7 protein-coding genes are annotated in these 16812 nt (G+C 63.3%); 3 read left to right on the top strand and 4 right to left on the bottom strand.

Features of this window, described 5'->3' with window-relative positions; translation table 11 throughout:
* The first annotated feature begins 9 nt into the window (after window positions 1-9).
* On the top strand, window positions 10-3891 hold the full coding sequence (tssM, locus tag G3N95_RS05415) for a type VI secretion system membrane subunit TssM (RefSeq protein ID WP_205968957.1): 3882 nt from the start codon (window positions 10-12) through the stop codon (window positions 3889-3891).
* Entirely contained in the window at window positions 3822-8108 is a 4287-nt protein-coding gene (locus G3N95_RS05410) for an RHS repeat-associated core domain-containing protein (RefSeq protein WP_205968956.1), read from the top strand. The genes tssM and G3N95_RS05410 overlap by 70 nt, the downstream gene beginning before the upstream one ends.
* A 280-nt stretch (window positions 8109-8388) precedes the next feature.
* On the opposite strand, the gene G3N95_RS05405 is transcribed toward G3N95_RS05410, so the two are convergent.
* Both G3N95_RS05405 and G3N95_RS05400 read right to left on the bottom strand, forming a co-directional pair.
* Window positions 8389-8574, bottom strand: coding sequence for a hypothetical protein (locus tag G3N95_RS05405; protein ID WP_205968955.1), 186 nt, complete (start codon window positions 8572-8574; stop codon window positions 8389-8391).
* Window positions 8575-8663: 89 nt separating this feature from the next.
* The gene (locus G3N95_RS05400; protein WP_205968954.1) at window positions 8664-12251 is read right to left on the bottom strand and encodes an indolepyruvate ferredoxin oxidoreductase family protein; all 3588 of its coding nucleotides are present in this window, start codon (window positions 12249-12251) and stop codon (window positions 8664-8666) included.
* A gap of 103 nt (window positions 12252-12354) precedes the next feature.
* Between G3N95_RS05400 and G3N95_RS05395 the strand changes: the two genes are divergently transcribed.
* Window positions 12355-13260: a LysR family transcriptional regulator gene (locus G3N95_RS05395; protein ID WP_205968953.1), complete on the top strand. Its 906-nt coding sequence runs from the start codon at window positions 12355-12357 to the stop codon at window positions 13258-13260.
* A gap of 57 nt (window positions 13261-13317) precedes the next feature.
* Here the strand turns inward: G3N95_RS05395 and G3N95_RS05390 are convergent, their stop codons facing one another.
* Both G3N95_RS05390 and G3N95_RS05385 read right to left on the bottom strand, forming a co-directional pair.
* Window positions 13318-14760 carry an MFS transporter gene (locus tag G3N95_RS05390; RefSeq protein ID WP_205968952.1) on the bottom strand — a complete coding sequence of 481 codons (1443 nt, stop codon included), beginning with the start codon at window positions 14758-14760 and terminating at the stop codon, window positions 13318-13320.
* Window positions 14761-14839: 79 nt separating this feature from the next.
* Window positions 14840-16798 carry an aconitase family protein gene (locus G3N95_RS05385; protein ID WP_205968951.1) on the bottom strand — a complete coding sequence of 653 codons (1959 nt, stop codon included), beginning with the start codon at window positions 16796-16798 and terminating at the stop codon, window positions 14840-14842.
* Between the last annotated feature and the right edge of the window lie 14 nt (window positions 16799-16812).

Below are 16812 nucleotides of genomic sequence, written 5' to 3'. Positions count from 1 at the left end.
GATTGCTGGATGAAGAGGTTGTCGTTTCTCATATCGCGCTGGTTTCTCGCACTACTCGTTGTCGTCGTCCTTGGATTGCTGATCTGGTTTCTCGGCCCGTTCGTGGCGTTCGGCGGGCTGCGACCGCTGTCCGGCATGGCCATGCGGGTAATCGTGATCGTGCTGCTGCTTGCGGGCATGCTGCTGTGGCTCAGGGGACTGCCTGTCAGCATCGTGTTCGGCATCCTGCTCTGCCTTTTGATCTGGTACGCCGCGCCCTTGCTGAGCATCGGGCACATCGAGCCATTTGCATCCGTCGCTGCGCGGGTCGCGGCCGTTGCGTTGGTTGCCGCCTGTTTCGCCGTCTGGGGGCTGTGGTGGCTCTGGCGAAAGATGCGGGAAGACGAAGCATTCCTGAAGAAAGCGCTGGCGTTCGGAACACCCAAGGAAGCGTCGCCCGCTGCGGATCGACTGAAGGACGTCGAGGCGCGCTTCGACGATGCGCTCACGCGGCTTAAAGCGATGCGCACGGGTGCGCGCGGCATGAGCCGCCTTCTCCAGGGCGGCCGCTACCTTTATGAAATTCCGTGGTACATCGCGCTCGGTTCGAGTACGTCGGGGAAAACCAGCGCGCTGCTGAACGCCGGCCTGCCGTTTCCCGTCGATACGGGGACTCAGCGCGCAGTGGGTTCCCGCGTTCGCACGAAGAACGTCGACTTCCTGCTGTCCAACGAGGCCGTTCTGATCGACACGGCAGGTCATTACACGCGCCATGACGAAGGCCCACTGGACACCGGCTACGACGTCACTGCAGGCGACGAAAGCGAGCGCATCAACGCGGCCGAATGGAGCGGCTTTCTGGCGTTGCTGCGCCGGCATCGTCCGCGCACGCCTATCAACGGCGCCGTCTTGTCGATCAAGATCGACGTTCTCACGGCGACCGACCCGGCCGTGCGGGCGACCGAAGCCTCGGCATTGCGCACCCGGCTCGCCGACCTGCGCGCTGTACTCGGCATACGTTTTCCGGTCTATCTGTTGATCACACAGACGGACCGTCTGACCGGCTTTGCTGACTATTTCCGATCGCTCACCGACGAAGATCACGCGCAGATATGGGGTTTCACGCTGCCGTTCGCGGAAGGCCCCGCGCCAGCGGGCTTGTCCTTGCGCTGCGGCGAAGAACTTCGCCAGTTGGCCGCGAGCCTCGCCAGCAACGTCAATACGCGACTCGAAGACGAGTACGACAGCAACAGGCGCCGCCGCCTTGCGGCGCTCCCCGACGCCTTCTCCGCGCTCGTCGCGCCGTTGACCGACCTCGTTTCACAGATCTTCCTCGATTCGCGCTACGACGATACCCAGTCGCACGCGTCGCCACGGGGCGTCTATTTCACCAGCGCGACGCAGGGCGGCGCCACCGTCATCGCCGAGCCGCTCACCATCGTGCAACGCCTCGCGACCGGACTCGGTACGAAGCTCGCCGCGTATCCGCTGCAGCCCGAGGCCAGCTCCGCCTATTTTCTGCGCGATCTCTTCACGAAGGTTGTTTTTCCGGAAGCGCATCTCGTGACGCCGAACCTGCGCTGGCAATATCGCTTTCGCGCACTGCGTCTGTTGGGCCACATGCTTGCTGCCGTGTTGTTCGTATGGCTGATCGCCGGCATGTATGTCAGTTTCGGCAATAACAGCGCGTATCTCGATTCGATCCACCGCAAGACCCAGACTCTGGCGGCGCAGGTCGGGCATTACTATCGCGATCCCAAACCCGACGCATTGCCCGGCATGCTGAGCGACGCGCGCTACCTGCCGGCCCTGAGCGGCCTCGACCTCTCCGATCCGGACGGCAGCTACCGCTATGGCCTGTACGCAGCCCCGGGCGTCGTCGATGCCGCTCATCGCACGTACCTGGCGCTCGACGATAATCTCCTGCTGCCGCGCATCGTTCATCGCATGGAAGACGTCATTTCGCAGTCGATCGCGAACAAAGACGCTCAACGCACCTACGAAGCGCTACGCGTTTATCTGATGTTGTACGACAAGGCGAAGTTCAAAGCCGAAGACGTGAAGGCGTGGGTGATCGACGACTGGTCGAAGACCGACAGCGCATCCATGTTCGGGTACCAGGCATCGATGGTCGAACATGTCGGCCAACTGTTCTCGGGCGAACGCGTCGTGCAGTCGCCGCTGCCACGCAACGATGCGCTGATTCAGGACGCCCGCACTTTTCTCGATTCGACCAACACGATCCAGCGTCTCTACGACCGCGCGAAATCGGCAATGCAAAATGAAGCGCCGGATGACTTCACGGTCCTGCGCGTGATCGGTCCGCAAGCGGGCGCTGTGTTCACGCGTGCGAGCGGCACACCGCTGTCTCGCGGCGTACCAGGACTGTTCACCTACGACGGCTATCACAACGTGTTCGACAAGCGCTTGCGAGACTTCGCCCGGTCGGCTCGCAACGAAGATGCGTGGGTGATGGGACGCTTCTACAACAGCGAGGCAGAAAAAAAAACGGCTGAATTTGCCGATTCCCTCATGGATGTCGACGATCCTGTCGCCGCGGCGATTCGCCGTCTCTACCTGACCGAGTACGTGCAGCAGTGGGATGCGCTGCTCGTCGATATCCGAGCTGTAACGGGGTCCAGTCTGTCGTTCAACCTGCTGGTCTTACGTCAGCTCGCCGCACCCGACTCGCCGCTCACGCATCTCGCACGCGCCGCCGTGCGCGAAACCACACTCACGCGGCCGCCGGGCGGCGACGGCTCCCTTCTCGCCCAGACGGCCGGCAAACTCAGCCAGAAAGCCCAGAGCACGTTCGGCAGCCGCACGGAAGAACACGTCGAAAAGGAAATCGTCGATCGCCACTTCAGCGCGCTGCGTCAGATCGTGACGGGCAATGCGGACGTTGCTTCAGAGCATCCCAACGACGCCGCGGTCAACGTGAAATCCAGCCTCGATGGAATCGTCAGCATGCTGGGCGATTACTACACCACGCTGACGATCTACGACAATGCGATCAACAACAACAGCCTGCCGCCCGCGAGCGATATCGCGACAAAACTGAAAGTTCTCGCCGACACCTTGCCCGATCCTTTCCAGCAGGTTTTGCTGGGGCTTTCGGTGGAGGGCTCGCGCGAAGTTCATCGCGGGGTCGGGCAGTTTCTGTCGCATCAGATGCAGACCGGCGTGGGTGAGACATGCCGCCTCGCTGTGGAAGGCAACTTTCCTTTTTCCCCGGGCAGCACGCGTGAAGTCAGCATCGACGACTTCACGCGAGTCTTCGCGAAGGGTGGCCTGATCGACTCGTTCTTTACGCAGACTCTCGCGCCGTTTGTCGATACGGCTTCCAGACCCTGGCGTTATCGCGCGCTGGCGGGGGCCGCCGATCCCGTGCAAGGCCCCGATCTTGAACCGTTCGAGCACGCAAAGGCGATCCGCGACGTCTTCTTCGACGACCAGGGCAAACAGCTTGCCTGGAAAGCGGGGATTCGTGTCCCTGAACTCGATCCGACCATCACGAGCCTGTCCGTCGATATCGATGGTCAGACCATGCAGTATCAGCATGGCCCGGTTACCACCTTCAATGTCGGTTGGCCCGGGCCGCGTGGCGGGGTTCACGCCGAGATCACGGCGAACCCGCGTATCCGGCTCGACACGTCCACCATCGCTGCGGACGGACCGTGGGCCCTCCTGCATCTGATTCGCAAAGGCGAGGTGGTCCAGACGGCTTCAGCGGGCCGTACGCGCGTCGTCTTCAGCTTCGATGGACGCAAGGCGGTACTGGATATAGCAAGCGCGGCCAGTGTGGCCAATCCGTTGACGAGCAATCTTCTGACGACCTTCCGGTGCCCTGGCTCGTTATCCGTCCCCGGTCTGCCGGACAGTGGACCACCCGCGGGCCTGCCGCCGGCATAGAACAACCCGTCTTCAAAAAACCAAGAGGAATCCGAGTCATGCCGCGTACCAAGTGGACCCCAGAGCGTGTTCAGAACTGGGCTGACCAGAGTTCGACTCCGGGGAGCGACACGAACAGCAACGCGGGTAGCAACGCGAACGCAGGCTCGGGTTCAGGCACGCCGCCAGGCAATACGCTGGGCAATCCCGCCATCGGTCCGATGATCCAGAATGCGCCGATCGGCGAGTACGGTCTGCACAAGGGCGTGAACCTGAAGGCCACCGATCCGGACTGGCGCGAGCATTTCCACGAGATCATGGAGATGTTCGGCAACATACCGGTGATCGGTTCCTTGTTCAACGCAATCAATGCGGGCGTCTATCTTGCCGAGGGCAATGTTGCAGGGGCGACACAGGCGCTCGTGAGCGTGGTGATGGACCTGGTGCCCGGCGGCGGAGAGGTCTCGTCTTCGGTGAAGGTGGCGGAGGATGTCGGCAAGCTGGCAGAAACGACGGGCGTGAAGGTGACCGGTGAAGAGGCGACAAAGGCCGGGGAGCAGGTCGTCGGGAAACAGATGGAGAAACAGGGCGAAAAGCAGACAGGGAAGCAGGAGGGAAAACAGGCGGAGAAGCAGGACGAAAAGCAGGAACAAAAGCAGGACGAAAAGCAGGACGAAAAGCAGCCGGGCAAGGACAAGGAAGAAGACGGCGGCAAGGTGGTTCAGGACAAGAAATCGGCTTGCAAGGATAGCAAGGGCGTGGGCCATCCGGTCAATCCGGTGACGGGCGTCAAGTTCCTGAGTGGAGACGAAGATCTGGACTTCAGCCTGCCTGCCCGACTGCCTCTGCACTGGCAGCGCAGCTATTTCTCGGACCAGATGGGCAACGGCTGGCTCGGTCAGGGCTGGTCCTTGCCGTTCTCGCTGCATCTCGAGCGCGTGGGCGATGCGGTGTGGCTGGTCGATCATCAGGGGCACGAGACGCGACTGCCGACCCTGGGTCAGGGCGAGCGCAGGCGCATGGGCAGCATCGGCTTCGACGTATGCCGCGAAACGAAGGTGCGCTATCGATTCACGTCCACTGACGGCAGCACACAGTATGTCCTGGCATCGCCTGACGTCGGCGGGGATGATCGCGCTGCCGCGCTGCTGCTTGTCGGCATCGTCGACCGTCATGGCAATTGCATGCGGCTGGTGTACGACGATGACGGCCTCCCGGCGATGATCCATGATGCAGTCGGCCGTGTGCTGCAACTGCAGTTCACCTCGATGCGGTTGAGCAACGGCAACAGCGTGCAGCGGCTGCATCGCGTAATGCTGGAGACACGGGCGCTGGTCTCATACGAATACTCGTCTGAGGGCGATCTGACGCGCGTGCGCGATGCCGACGGCCAGGCCGTGCGCGAATACCGCTACAACAATCACATCCTGATCGAACACAGCCAGCCCGGTGCACTCGTTGCGCGCTACGAATATGACGGGTACGGCCCGCAGGGGAAGGTGCTGCGCATGGAGAACAACCTCGGGCAGAGCTGGCAGTTCCGCTATCTGGCGGGCAGGACGGAGCTGACCAATCCGCTGGGCCGGACGGAGTGCTACCTGTTCAATGACCAGCAGGTCGTAGTGGGCCGCATCGATGCCGCGGGCAACATCACGCGCACGGACGTGGACGGGCGGGGCAACCCCGTCAGGGTGACGGATCCGGCCGGACGCAGCCGCCTTGCCACGTACGATGCACACGGCAACATGACCTCGCTTACCGACGCCGCCGGCGCTCGCACCGAGATCCTGTATCACCCGCAGTGGTTGCGGCCCACACAGATCACCGATGCGACGGGTGCGACCACGCGTTTCGAATACGACGCCACGGGCAACCTGAGCCGCAGAACGGACGCGCTGGGGCATGCGACTTCATACGCCTACGACGGGTCGGGTTGCCTCGTTCGCATCACCGACGCGCACGGCAGGCCCCAGCAGTTCGAATACGACCATTGCGGACAGGTCGTCGGCCATACGGACTGCTCCGGACAGACGACCCGCTACGAGCGCGACGACTGGGGGCATCTGCAGTCGGAGACCAATGCTGCGGGCGAGACGAAGCGTTACACCCACGATCGGCGCGGACGCCTGCTGAGGACCGAGCGTGACGGCGCGGGCAGCGAGCAGTTCACTTATGACCTTCATGGACGGCTGATTGAACATGTCGACGCGTTGGGCGCGAGAACGCGTTGGGAGCTTGCCCCGGACGGGTTGCCTGCGGCGCGCATCGATGCGCTGGGGTATCGGCTGGGCTATGCGTATGACGCGGCGCGGCGCCTGCGGCTGCTGGTCAATGAGAACGGCGCGCAGTACCGCTTTACCTATGATGCCAACGGGCGGCTGGTCGAAGAGCAGGGCTTCGATGGGCGTCTGATTCGTTATCGCCACGACGCGGCGGGGCTGACGCAGGAGAAGATCGAACTGGGTACGCACGCCCCCGACGCCGTACCGGACGAAGCTCACCCGGACACCTTGCGCACCACCTATGAGCGGGACAGCGCAGGACGCGTGACCGGGACGACGATCACCCGTGCCGGCGATGGCCGTACCGAACGCAGCGCGTGCCGGTACGACGCTGTCGGACGACTGGTTGCCGCCACCAACGACTGCTGCCGCATCGAGCGCAGCCATGACGCGCTCGGTCAACTGGTCGGCGAGACCTGCCATGTCGACGGCCAGGCCATGAAGCTGACCTACGATCATGACGCGCTGGGCAATCATGTCTGCACCACGCTGCCCGATGGACGCCGGATCAACTACCTGTTCTATGGTCCCGGCCGTGTGCACCAGATCAATGTCGACGGCGAACTGGTCTGCGACTTCGAGCGCGACGCGCTGCACCGTGAGGTGAGCCGCACCCAGGGGGCGCTCGTCAGCTTCTACCGGTATGACCGCGCAGGCCGCTTCGTGGCGCAGCGCTCGCTCATCGCGCCGACGGAAACGGAAGCGGCCGTGTCCGTCATCGCGCGTACCTACGGCTACGATGCGGCGGGCAATGTGCTTGAAGCACATGATTCGGATGGTGGTGTGCGCCGGTACCGCTACGATGCGCTCGGTCAGATGGTGCAGGCCGGCAGCGAGACGTTTGCGTTCGATCCGGCGCATAACCTGTTGGGCAAGGCGGATGCTGCCGAGGTCATGGACAATCGCGTCACGCAGTTCGCGCACATGCACTATGCGCACGATGCGCATGGCAATGTCGTGGAGAAGGCGAACGGGGCGGGCCAACGCGTGCGTCTGGACTACTCGCTGGCGCACGAGATCGTCGGGGCGGACATTATCAGCGGCGACGATGTGCAGCGCGTGGAGTACGGCTACGACGCACTGGGCCGGCGCGTGTGCATGAAGGACGCGAGCGGCGCGACACTGTTCCTGTGGGAATCCAATCGCCTGCTGCGCGAGCTGCACGGCGACCGCAGCTTCGACTATGTGTATGAGCACAACAGCTTCGTGCCGATCGCGCAGATCGAGTCGCATGCAACCCGCGACCACGGCGCGGGCCGTGCAGCGACCATCCTCTACTACCACAGGGACCAGATCGGCATGCCGCTCGACCTGACGGGCGCCGATGGCCGTGTGAAGTGGCGCGCCCGCTACAGCGCGTGGGGCAACACGCTCGATGCGCGCTGTAACGAGGGCGTGCATCAGCCGCTGCGCTTCCAGGGGCAGTACCTCGATACCGCGACGGGGCTTCACTACAACCAGCACCGTTACTACGATCCCGATACGGGGCGCTTCGTGACGCAGGATCCTATCGGCTTGATGGGCGGTGTCAACCCGTATCGCTATGCGCCCAATCCGACGGCATGGATCGATCCGCTGGGGCTGCAGGGCGTGGATATCAACATTCACGCTCCGGGAGTCAACAGCGATGTTGCTGGCCGTATTCCTAACGATCCAAATATCTTTTCCGTTGCAGGTCACGGCTATTGTGACTATCCCGCTCTACAAGAGGGGAGTGGGCGGCCCGTCGGTGCTCAGGAGATGGCAGGCCGCATCAGGAACAACCCGAAATATCGTGAGGGAATGCCAGTTCAGGTATATGCCTGTTATGCCGGCAAGGGGTCCGACTGCTTCGGTCAACAGCTCGCCAATGAACTTCGTTCGACAGTGTATGCATCGAACGGAAGGATGCGTCCAATCGATGGGCCGCAAGTGATTGAAAACGCGGGAGCATGGATCGGATTCAGACCACGGTAGCGGAATGCGACGCGTGCTCGGCGTGCCCTGATCGACAGACGTTGCCCGGATACAACAAGGAGCGAAAGACGCCGCGAACCCCGCAGGCTGGGCGTCGGCAGGTTTGGCGGGGATCGGAAGAGGGCGGATGTTGCTGTTGCGACACATCGCGCTTGCATTATTGAGATAGGGGTTTATACTTAGAACTGTCTCCTCCATGTCTCCTCTTGATATGGATTCGGCCCACCAGCTTGGTGGGCTTTTCTTTTTGTCCCCTCGGTTTGCGCGAACGGCCTACTTCTCACGGGCCGAAGAACGTCTCGCAGAAATGGCCTGGCACACTGCACGACGGCGACTCCGCATGGCTTGTCATGTGTGGCTGGCTCGGCGTCGAACAACCGGCGAACGCGCACGCGAATAACCCGATCAGTCCCAATCGCGCGATGGCATCACGTGCCTCCAGGCTTCGCTGGATGAACGGGAACATGCTGCCTCTCCTGATGAGTCTGACTCGCCCGGACGCAAAAAAACCGGGGCGGCTGCCGACAGCAGCACGCTCCGGTCATTCAACCCATCTTACGCGCTAGCCGTCAATCGCTCCGGCGTCCGATAGTCGGCGAGCAGGCGCTCCTTCTTTTTCGCCGCTGCCTGGAGATTGCGTTCCTTCACATGACCGAAGCCGCGAATATCGTCGGGCAGGCTGGCCAGTTGCAGCGCCACGGCAAGGCGGTCGGACGTGAGCGTCGCGCAAAACTCTTCGACGAGTGCGATGTAGTCCGCGATCAATTGCCGCTCACCACGCCGCTCGGCTGTTTTGCCGAACACGTCTAGTGCCGTGCCGCGCAGTCCTTTCATCCGCGCGAGGACGCGGAAGGCGGGCAGCATCCAGGGACCGAAGCGCTTCTTCTGCAGATGCCCGTGTTCATCGCGCTTCGCGAACAACGGCGGCGCCAGATAGAAGCTCAGCTTGTAGTCGCGGCCCGGCTCGCCTTCGAACTGCTGACGCAGCTTCTCCAGATAGGCAGGATCGGCGTAAAGGCGGGCGACTTCGTATTCATCCTTGTAGGCCATCAGCTTCGCGAGATTCGTCGCGATTGCGCGCGTCAGCGGCAGTTTCGAATCGCCGCCGAATTCCACTTCCTTCGCGCGGATCCCGTCGATCACCCGCCGATACTTCTGCGCATACGCTTCGCTCTGGTAAGCCGTCAACAGCGCTTCACGTGCGGCAATCAGCTTGTCGAGCGACTCGGGCATCTGCATGACGATCGCCTGCGGCGCGGCAGCCGGCTTGACGAGTGCGCGAACGGCGGCGTCGCCATGTTGCGCGATATAACGTCCCCAGTTGAACGCCTGCTGATTCCTCTCGACCGCGACGCCATTGAGTTCGATTGCGCGCAGCAGGCTCGACAACTGTAGCGGCAGCCAGCCCTTCTGCCACGCATAACCGAGCAGCAGCGGATTGCTGTAGATCGTGTCGCCGAGCAGCGTCAGCGCGAGCGCGTTGGCATCGACGAACGCGCATCCATCGCCGATGCTGTCACGCAGTTCCGCTTCCGTCTGCGTGCCGGGGAAAGTCCACTTCGGGTTCTTCACGAACTCGGCTGTCGGCGTCGCGCCGCTGTTGATCGCGGCGCAGGTCACGCCGTGCTGGGTGCGCGACAGCACGTCGTTCGATGCCGACACGATCGCGTCGCAGCCGATCACGAGCCGTGCTTCGCCCGTGGCGATGCGTGTCGCGTGCAACGCTTCGGGTGCGGACGCTAGCTGCACGTGGCTCAAAACGGCGCCGCCCTTTTGCGCGAGGCCCGCCATGTCGAGCACGGTGACACCCTTGCGTTCGATGTGCGCAGCCATGCCGATCAGACCGCCGATCGTCACGACGCCCGTTCCGCCGACGCCCGTCACGAGAATCCCATACGGCTTCGCGAGTGCTGGCAGCGACGGCACCGGCAGCGCGTCGAAGTCGATCTTGCCCGCGCCTGCGCTCTTGTCGCCACCGGCCGCCTTGGGTTTGCGAAGCTGCGCGCCTTCCGCCGTGACGAAGCTCGGGCAGAAGCCGTTCACGCACGAAAAGTCCTTGTTGCACGACGACTGATTGATCTTGCGCTTCGTGCCGAGCGGCGTATCGAGCGGCTCGACCGACAGGCAGTTCGATTGCACCGAGCAATCGCCGCAGCCTTCGCACACGGCGTCGTTGATGAACGCGCGGCGTGCGGGATCGGGATACGTGCCGCGCTTGCGACGGCGGCGCTTTTCGGTTGCGCACGTCTGATCGTAGATCAGCACAGTCGTGCCCGGCACGTCGCGCAGCGTGCGTTGCACGACATCCAGCTGGTCGCGGTGATGCACGTCGACGCCGGCAGGCAGAGCGATGCCCGAGTGATACTTCTGCGGCTCGTCGGTGACGATGACGATGCGCTTCGCGCCCTCCGCATGCACCTGATGCGCGATCTGCGGCACGGTCAGCACGCCGTCGACGGGCTGACCGCCCGTCATCGCGACGGCATCGTTGTATAGAACCTTGTATGTGATGTTCGCGTTTGCCGCGATGGCCGCGCGAATCGCGAGCAGACCCGAGTGGAAGTAGGTGCCGTCGCCGAGATTCACGAATACATGCTTGTCGCCGGAGAAGTGCATCTGGCCGATCCACGCGACGCCTTCGCCGCCCATCTGGCTGAAGGTCTCCGTCTTGCGGTCCATCCACATCGACATGTAATGGCAACCGATGCCCGCGAGCGCGCGCGAGCCTTCCGGCACCCTCGTCGATGTGTTGTGCGGACAGCCCGAGCAGAACCACGGCTTGCGTTCGACGGCCACGCGCGGTTTCGCGGCTTCGCGCTCTTTCGCTTCGATGATCGCGACGCGCGCGAGCATGCGCGCGCGCACGTCTTCAGGCAGGTCCGCACGCGCTAGGCGGCGCGCGATCGCCTTCGCGATCAGCGCGGGCGACAGCTCGTAATGCGCGGGCAGCAGCCAGTCGCCGCGCGGCACCGACCATTCGCCGCCTTCATTGTCGCGCTCGTCGAACTTGCCGTAGATCTTCGGGCGCACATCTTCGCGCCAGTTGTACAACTCTTCCTTGAGCGCGTATTCGAGAATCTGGCGTTTCTCTTCGACGACGAGGATCTCTTCAAGACCCGTCGCGAAGGCGCGCGCATCCTGCGCATCGAGCGGCCACACGCAGCCCACCTTGAGCACGCGCAAGCCGATCTTCGCGCAGGTGTCGTCGTCGAGGCCGAGATCGCTGAGCGCCTGACGCACGTCGAGATACGCCTTGCCCGCCGTGATGATGCCGAAGCGCGGCTTGTCGGAATCGATCACGACGCGGTTCAGCTTGTTCGCGCGGATATACGCGAGCGCCGCGTACCACTTTTCGTCGAGCAGCCGCGCTTCTTGTGCGAGCGGCGCGTCGGGCCAGCGGATATTCAGGCCGCCCGCGGGCATCGCATAGTCAGTGGGTGTGACGATTTCGACACGATCCGGATCGAGATCGATCGATGCCGTGGATTCGATCACGTCCGTCACGCACTTCATCGCGACCCACAGGCCGGAGTAGCGGCTCATCGCCCAGCCGTGCAGGCCGTAGTCCAGATACTCCTGCACGTTCGCCGGATAGAGCACGGGAATGCCCGCCGCGATGAACGCATGTTCCGATTGATGCGCCACCGACGACGACTTCGCCGCGTGGTCGTCGCCTGCCAGCACGAGCACGCCGCCGCGCGCATCGCTGCCTGCGGAGTTCGCGTGCTTGAACACGTCACCCGTACGATCGACGCCGGGGCCCTTGCCGTACCACATGCCGAACACGCCGTCGCGCGTCGCGCCCGGCCACAGGTTGATCTGCTGCGTGCCCCAGACGGCCGTCGCGGCCAGATCTTCGTTGACGCCGGGCTGGAAGACGATGTCGTTGGCCTGCAGATGCTTCTTCGCTTTCCAGAGCGACTGATCGAGCGCACCGAGCGGCGAGCCGCGATAGCCCGAAATGAAGCCCGCCGTGTTCAGGCCTGCCTTGAGATCGCGCGCCTTCTGCAGCATGGGGAGACGCACCAGCGCCTGCGTGCCGCTGATGTACACACGGCCTTTTTCCAGCGTGTATTTGTCGTCCAGCGTGACGTTCGATAGATCGGATAGTTCAGACGTAACGGCTCGATCGGGCGCATTCATGGCAGGGCTGTCTCCGGGGGAATCGTGATTTTTCAGCCGAGTATAGGAAGCCGAATTGGTATCGTAAAATCACAAATAGACAATTCTGGTATTCGAAAATCAGATGGCATTCGATCTCACACTCCGGCAGTTGCGCTACTTCGCGGCGGCAGCGCAAACCGGCCAGTTTTCGATGGCGGCCGCCAACGAGCACGTATCGCAATCGGCGATCACCAACGCCGTGCTGGCGCTGGAAAACGGCCTCGGCACGCGGCTCTTCGAGCGCCTGCCGCAGGGCGTCGTGCTGACGCCGGACGGCCAGGATTTCTACAACCACGCGCGCCGCGTGCTGGATGCCGCGCGCGACGCCGTGCACAAACCGCCGTTTCGTTCGCACGATATGCGTGGAACCGTGCGCATCGCCGCTTCCTATACGGTGCTCGGCTATTTCCTGCCCGAGTTGCTGGCGCGTTTTCGCGCGACGTATCCGTTCATCGAATTCGACCTGCGCGACATGGAACGCGTGGATATCGAGCGCGCGGTGCTCGGCGGCGACGTCGATATCGGCGTGGTGTTGCTGTCGAACATTGAAAAGCTCAACCGGTTCGGCAGCCAGGTGCTGATTCGCTCGCGACGGCAGTTGTGGGTCGCGCCATCGCATCCTCTCGCGCAAGTGGACGCGCCGTCGCTCAAGGACATCGCCGCGCATCCGTACATCCTGATCACAGTGGACGAGGGCGAGCAGTCGACGCTGCGCTATTGGAAGAAGAAGGGAATCGCGCCGAACATCGCGTTTCGCACCAGTTCGATGGAAGCGCTGCGCGGGCTGGTGGCGCACGGCTTCGGCGTGACCGTGCTGTCGGATATGGTGTTTCGGCCGTGGTCGCTCGAAGGCAATCGGATCGAAGCTCGGCCCGTGCTCGATACCGTGCCGCAGATGGATGCGGGCATGATCTGGCAGAAGGGCGTGCAGTTGAGCGGCCCGGCTACGGCGTTACAGCAGTTTCTGATTCACGCGTGCGGCACGTGACAGTCGACATGTGCAAGCGGCCCGTGATGCGGGCCGCTTGCACACATACAGCATCGTTTAGTGCGAGATGCTTTCGAGCGATTTGCCGAGTGTGCGCGGGCCCATCAGACCGATCGCGAGAATGACGAGCGTCATCGCCCCGGCGATGAAAACGAACACGCCGTGGACACCGAATTCCTTCAGCGTGAACGCGATCACGAAGGAACTGAACACCGCCGACAGACGGCTCCACGAATAGACGAAGCCCACTGCACGCGCGCGAATCGCCGTCGGATACAGCTCCTGCTGATACGCGTGATAGGTGAACGAGATGATGTTGCCCGCCAGCGTCAGCAACACGCCAAGCGTCACGATCGCGACGGCCGATGCCGCCTGGCTGAACAGCAGGCCGCTGACGATATTCAGCGCCGCCATGCAGACGATCACATGCTTGCGTTCGAAGCGGTCCGCGATCCAGTAGCCGAGCAGCGGCCCGAGCGGCGCGGCAAGACCGATGATGGTGGTGTACAGCAGGCTCGACGTCACCGTGATGCCCTGCTTCACGAGCAGCGTCGGCACCCAGTTCGCGAAGCCGTAGAAGCCGACCGTCTGAAAGATGTGGAAGACGATCAGCATCAGCGTGCGCTTGCGATACGGCGGCTTCCACATGTCCGCGAAGCTGGCCTTGCGCGGAACGGGATCGGGCGTGCCAGGTTCGGGCAGCGGTTGTCCGTATTGCTTCGCGACTTGCGCTTCGAGGCGCGAGAGCACTTCATCGGCTTCGCGGATGCGCCCTTTGTTCGCGAGCCAGCGCGGACTTTCGGGAAGATTGCGCCGGAAGTACCAGACAAACAGTGCGCTGATGCCGCCGAGCAGCGCGACCCAGCGCCAGCCGTCGACGCCGAACGGCGCGGCGGGCACCAGCAGATACGATAGAAACGCGACGACGGGCACGGCCGAAAAGCCGATCGTCTGGCAGATCGCGAAGGCACGGCCGCGCAGATGCTTCGGCGCGAGTTCGGACATGTAGGTGCCGATGGTGATCAGTTCGACGCCGATGCCCATTCCCGAGATGAAGCGCCACAGGTTCAGGCCGCTTGCGGTGTCCTGAAACGCCATCACGGTGTTCGCCGCGACGTACCAGAGCAGGGACCACGTGAAGATCGCGCGCCGGCCGAAACGGTCGGCGAGAAACCCGCACGCGACGGTGCCGAGGAACAGGCCGCAGAAGAGCGCGGCAATGAAGCTCGCAACCCCTGACGTACCGAACAGGCCCGTCGTGGTGGGCGTGAGGATCCCGCTCTTGACGAGACCGGGTGCGATATAGCCGGTAAAGAGCAGATCGTAGAGTTCGAAGAAGAACCCGAGGCTCAGCAGCAAAATCAGCTTCCAGACTGCGCGTGTCGCGGGAAGCCGGTCGAGGCGCGCCGAAATTTCACCCGTACCGGCGGCGGGGGATGCTTCGGCGCGCGCGGAATGATCGGCGGCGCGTAGATCGGAAGCGCCCTCCAGAGTTGTCATGTCTGTCTCCAGTCTCGTAGTTTTGAATGATCCACAACGTTGCGAAGCCTCGGGCAACCGTCTTCGATTGCCCGAGGCTTCACGGGTACTGCGCCTGCAATTCAGCGAACGAAGCGATGCGCCCGGCCAGCGCGCTCGCCACGACGGTCGGCGGGCTCGCGAGCCACACCTGGCCCGGACCCGAGCGGCCGGGGAAGTTGCGGTTGATCGCGCTGATCGTCACCTCACTCGCTTCGGTCGACGAACCCGGTCCGCAGTTCGCACAGGCGCCGCACGACGGTTGCAGCAGGATCGCGCCCACCCGCTCGAAGGCTTCGAGATAGCCGCGCTGGGCGCAGTAGTCCCTGACGTCGGAGGTGCCGAACTGCAGATAAAGCTTCACATCGGACGGCACGCGCAGGCCGCGCGCTGCAGCCCACGCGAGCACTTCGTGATAGTGGTCGAAGTCCTCGCGTTTGCCCGCCGTGCACGAGCCGCCGTAGGCGATATCGACGTGCGGACGTTCCGCCAGATCGCGCAGCGCAATGCCGTTGCCGGGGTCGCCTGGCGCGGCGAGCATCGGCGTGATGCGGGTGCAGTCGATGGCGATCACGTCCGCGTAGGTCGCGCCCTCGTCGCTGTGCATCCACGGTTCGATCGTGAAGTCGATGCCGCGACGCTCCTTGAGAAAACGCACGGTTTCCGCGTCGGGTGCGACGATACCCGTGAAGCCGCCGAGTTCCGCCGTCATGTTCGTGAGGGTCGTGCGCTCGTCCGTCGTCAGTTGCGACATGGCCGAACCCGCGAACTCGAACACTTTGCCCACGCCCGCGCCGGAGCGGATGGCGGGATCGGCGAGCAGATGCAGCACGAGATCTTTGGCCGTCACGCCAGCCGGAATGGGGCCGTTGAAGTCGATGCGTAGCGATTGCGGTACGGCCATCCGCACCGCACCCGTGACGAACGCGTTCGCCATGTCCGTGGTGCCGACACCGAACGCCACGCATCCCAGCGCGCCGCTATGCGGCGTGTGCGAATCCGTGCCGACGATCAACTGGCCCGGCAACGCGTAGCGCTCCGCCATCATCGCGTGCGAGATGCCTTCCGAGCCTTCGTCGAAGCGGCCATCCGTCTCGGACAGATAACCGTGATTGGTCAGCGCGTAGTCCTGCGCGAACTGCCTGTGCGCCGCCGACAATTCCCGCACGTCGGGCAGCAAACCGTTTCTGACGTGCAGCGCGCTCTTGTGCGAATACGACAGATGGTCTTCGAAGGCGAGCATGCTGTCGGGCTGATGCAGCGACAGTGGTTTGCCGAACGTCGCGTGCAGCATGTGCGTCGCCATGCCCGTGTAGTACTCGTGGATGAAGCGCCAGTCGGCGCGAACGAACACGCCGGCGCCGGGCACGAGTGCTGCGCCTGTGCCTTCCGTGCGAAGAGCGTGACGCTCCAGGATTTTCTGCGCGAGCGTGCGCGGCGCGTTATCGGCGGCGACTGCTGCCGGTTCGATCTTGCGCATGTGCTGCGCGCCATAGCGCAACAGGCCGCCGCTGCGCAGGATCGACGCGGACAAGCTGTCGCGCGACGCGACGAGTTCCTCGATGTCGATCGCCTCGCCGCGTTGGATCCGTTCGATCAGTCCGAAGTCCGTCGATGTGAACAGACCGAGGTTATCGGCGTTCTGCCGATAGATCCGTTCGAAGCTCTTCGCGATCACGAGCCTGATGCCCGCGCGAGTTTCCGCGAGCGGACTGTGTTCTCGCGACGAACCCTTTCCATAGCGATTGCCCGCGACCGTCACGCAGAAACCGCCCGCGCGTACGGCGTCGGGGCCGATCGGATTGCGGCCGCCCGTACGAAAGCCGAGATACGGAAAGCGGCCGAGGCGCTCGTCGAAACGGGTGAGCACGCTCATCGGCGTGATCTCGTCCGTCGATACGTCGTCTCTCAGCGTGCCTGCCGACGCTTCCGTCAGGTCGATGCCGCCCAGTTGACGCTCGACCCGCTCTGGATCGTCGCAAAGAAACAGTATCCGGCCCTTCAACTCCAATGTTGCCATCTGATTTCTCCTTG

Origin of the sequence: Paraburkholderia sp. Tr-20389 (assembly GCF_017104565.1) — a bacterium.
Lineage (GTDB): Bacteria > Pseudomonadota > Gammaproteobacteria > Burkholderiales > Burkholderiaceae > Paraburkholderia.
Note: the sequence above shows the minus strand (reverse complement) of the source record. Positions and strands in the feature narration are given on the sequence as shown.

Bases quoted from the DNA above. Each gene is read 5' to 3' on its own strand.
- tssM (WP_205968957.1), top strand. From the start codon at position 10: ATGAAGAGGTTGTCGTTTCTCATATCGCGCTGGTTTCTCGCACTACTC.
- G3N95_RS05405 (WP_205968955.1), bottom strand. From the start codon at position 8,574: ATGTTCCCGTTCATCCAGCGAAGCCTGGAGGCACGTGATGCCATCGCG.
- G3N95_RS05400 (WP_205968954.1), bottom strand. From the start codon at position 12,251: ATGAATGCGCCCGATCGAGCCGTTACGTCTGAACTATCCGATCTATCG.
- G3N95_RS05395 (WP_205968953.1), top strand. From the start codon at position 12,355: ATGGCATTCGATCTCACACTCCGGCAGTTGCGCTACTTCGCGGCGGCA.
- G3N95_RS05390 (WP_205968952.1), bottom strand. From the start codon at position 14,760: ATGACAACTCTGGAGGGCGCTTCCGATCTACGCGCCGCCGATCATTCC.
- G3N95_RS05385 (WP_205968951.1), bottom strand. From the start codon at position 16,798: ATGGCAACATTGGAGTTGAAGGGCCGGATACTGTTTCTTTGCGACGAT.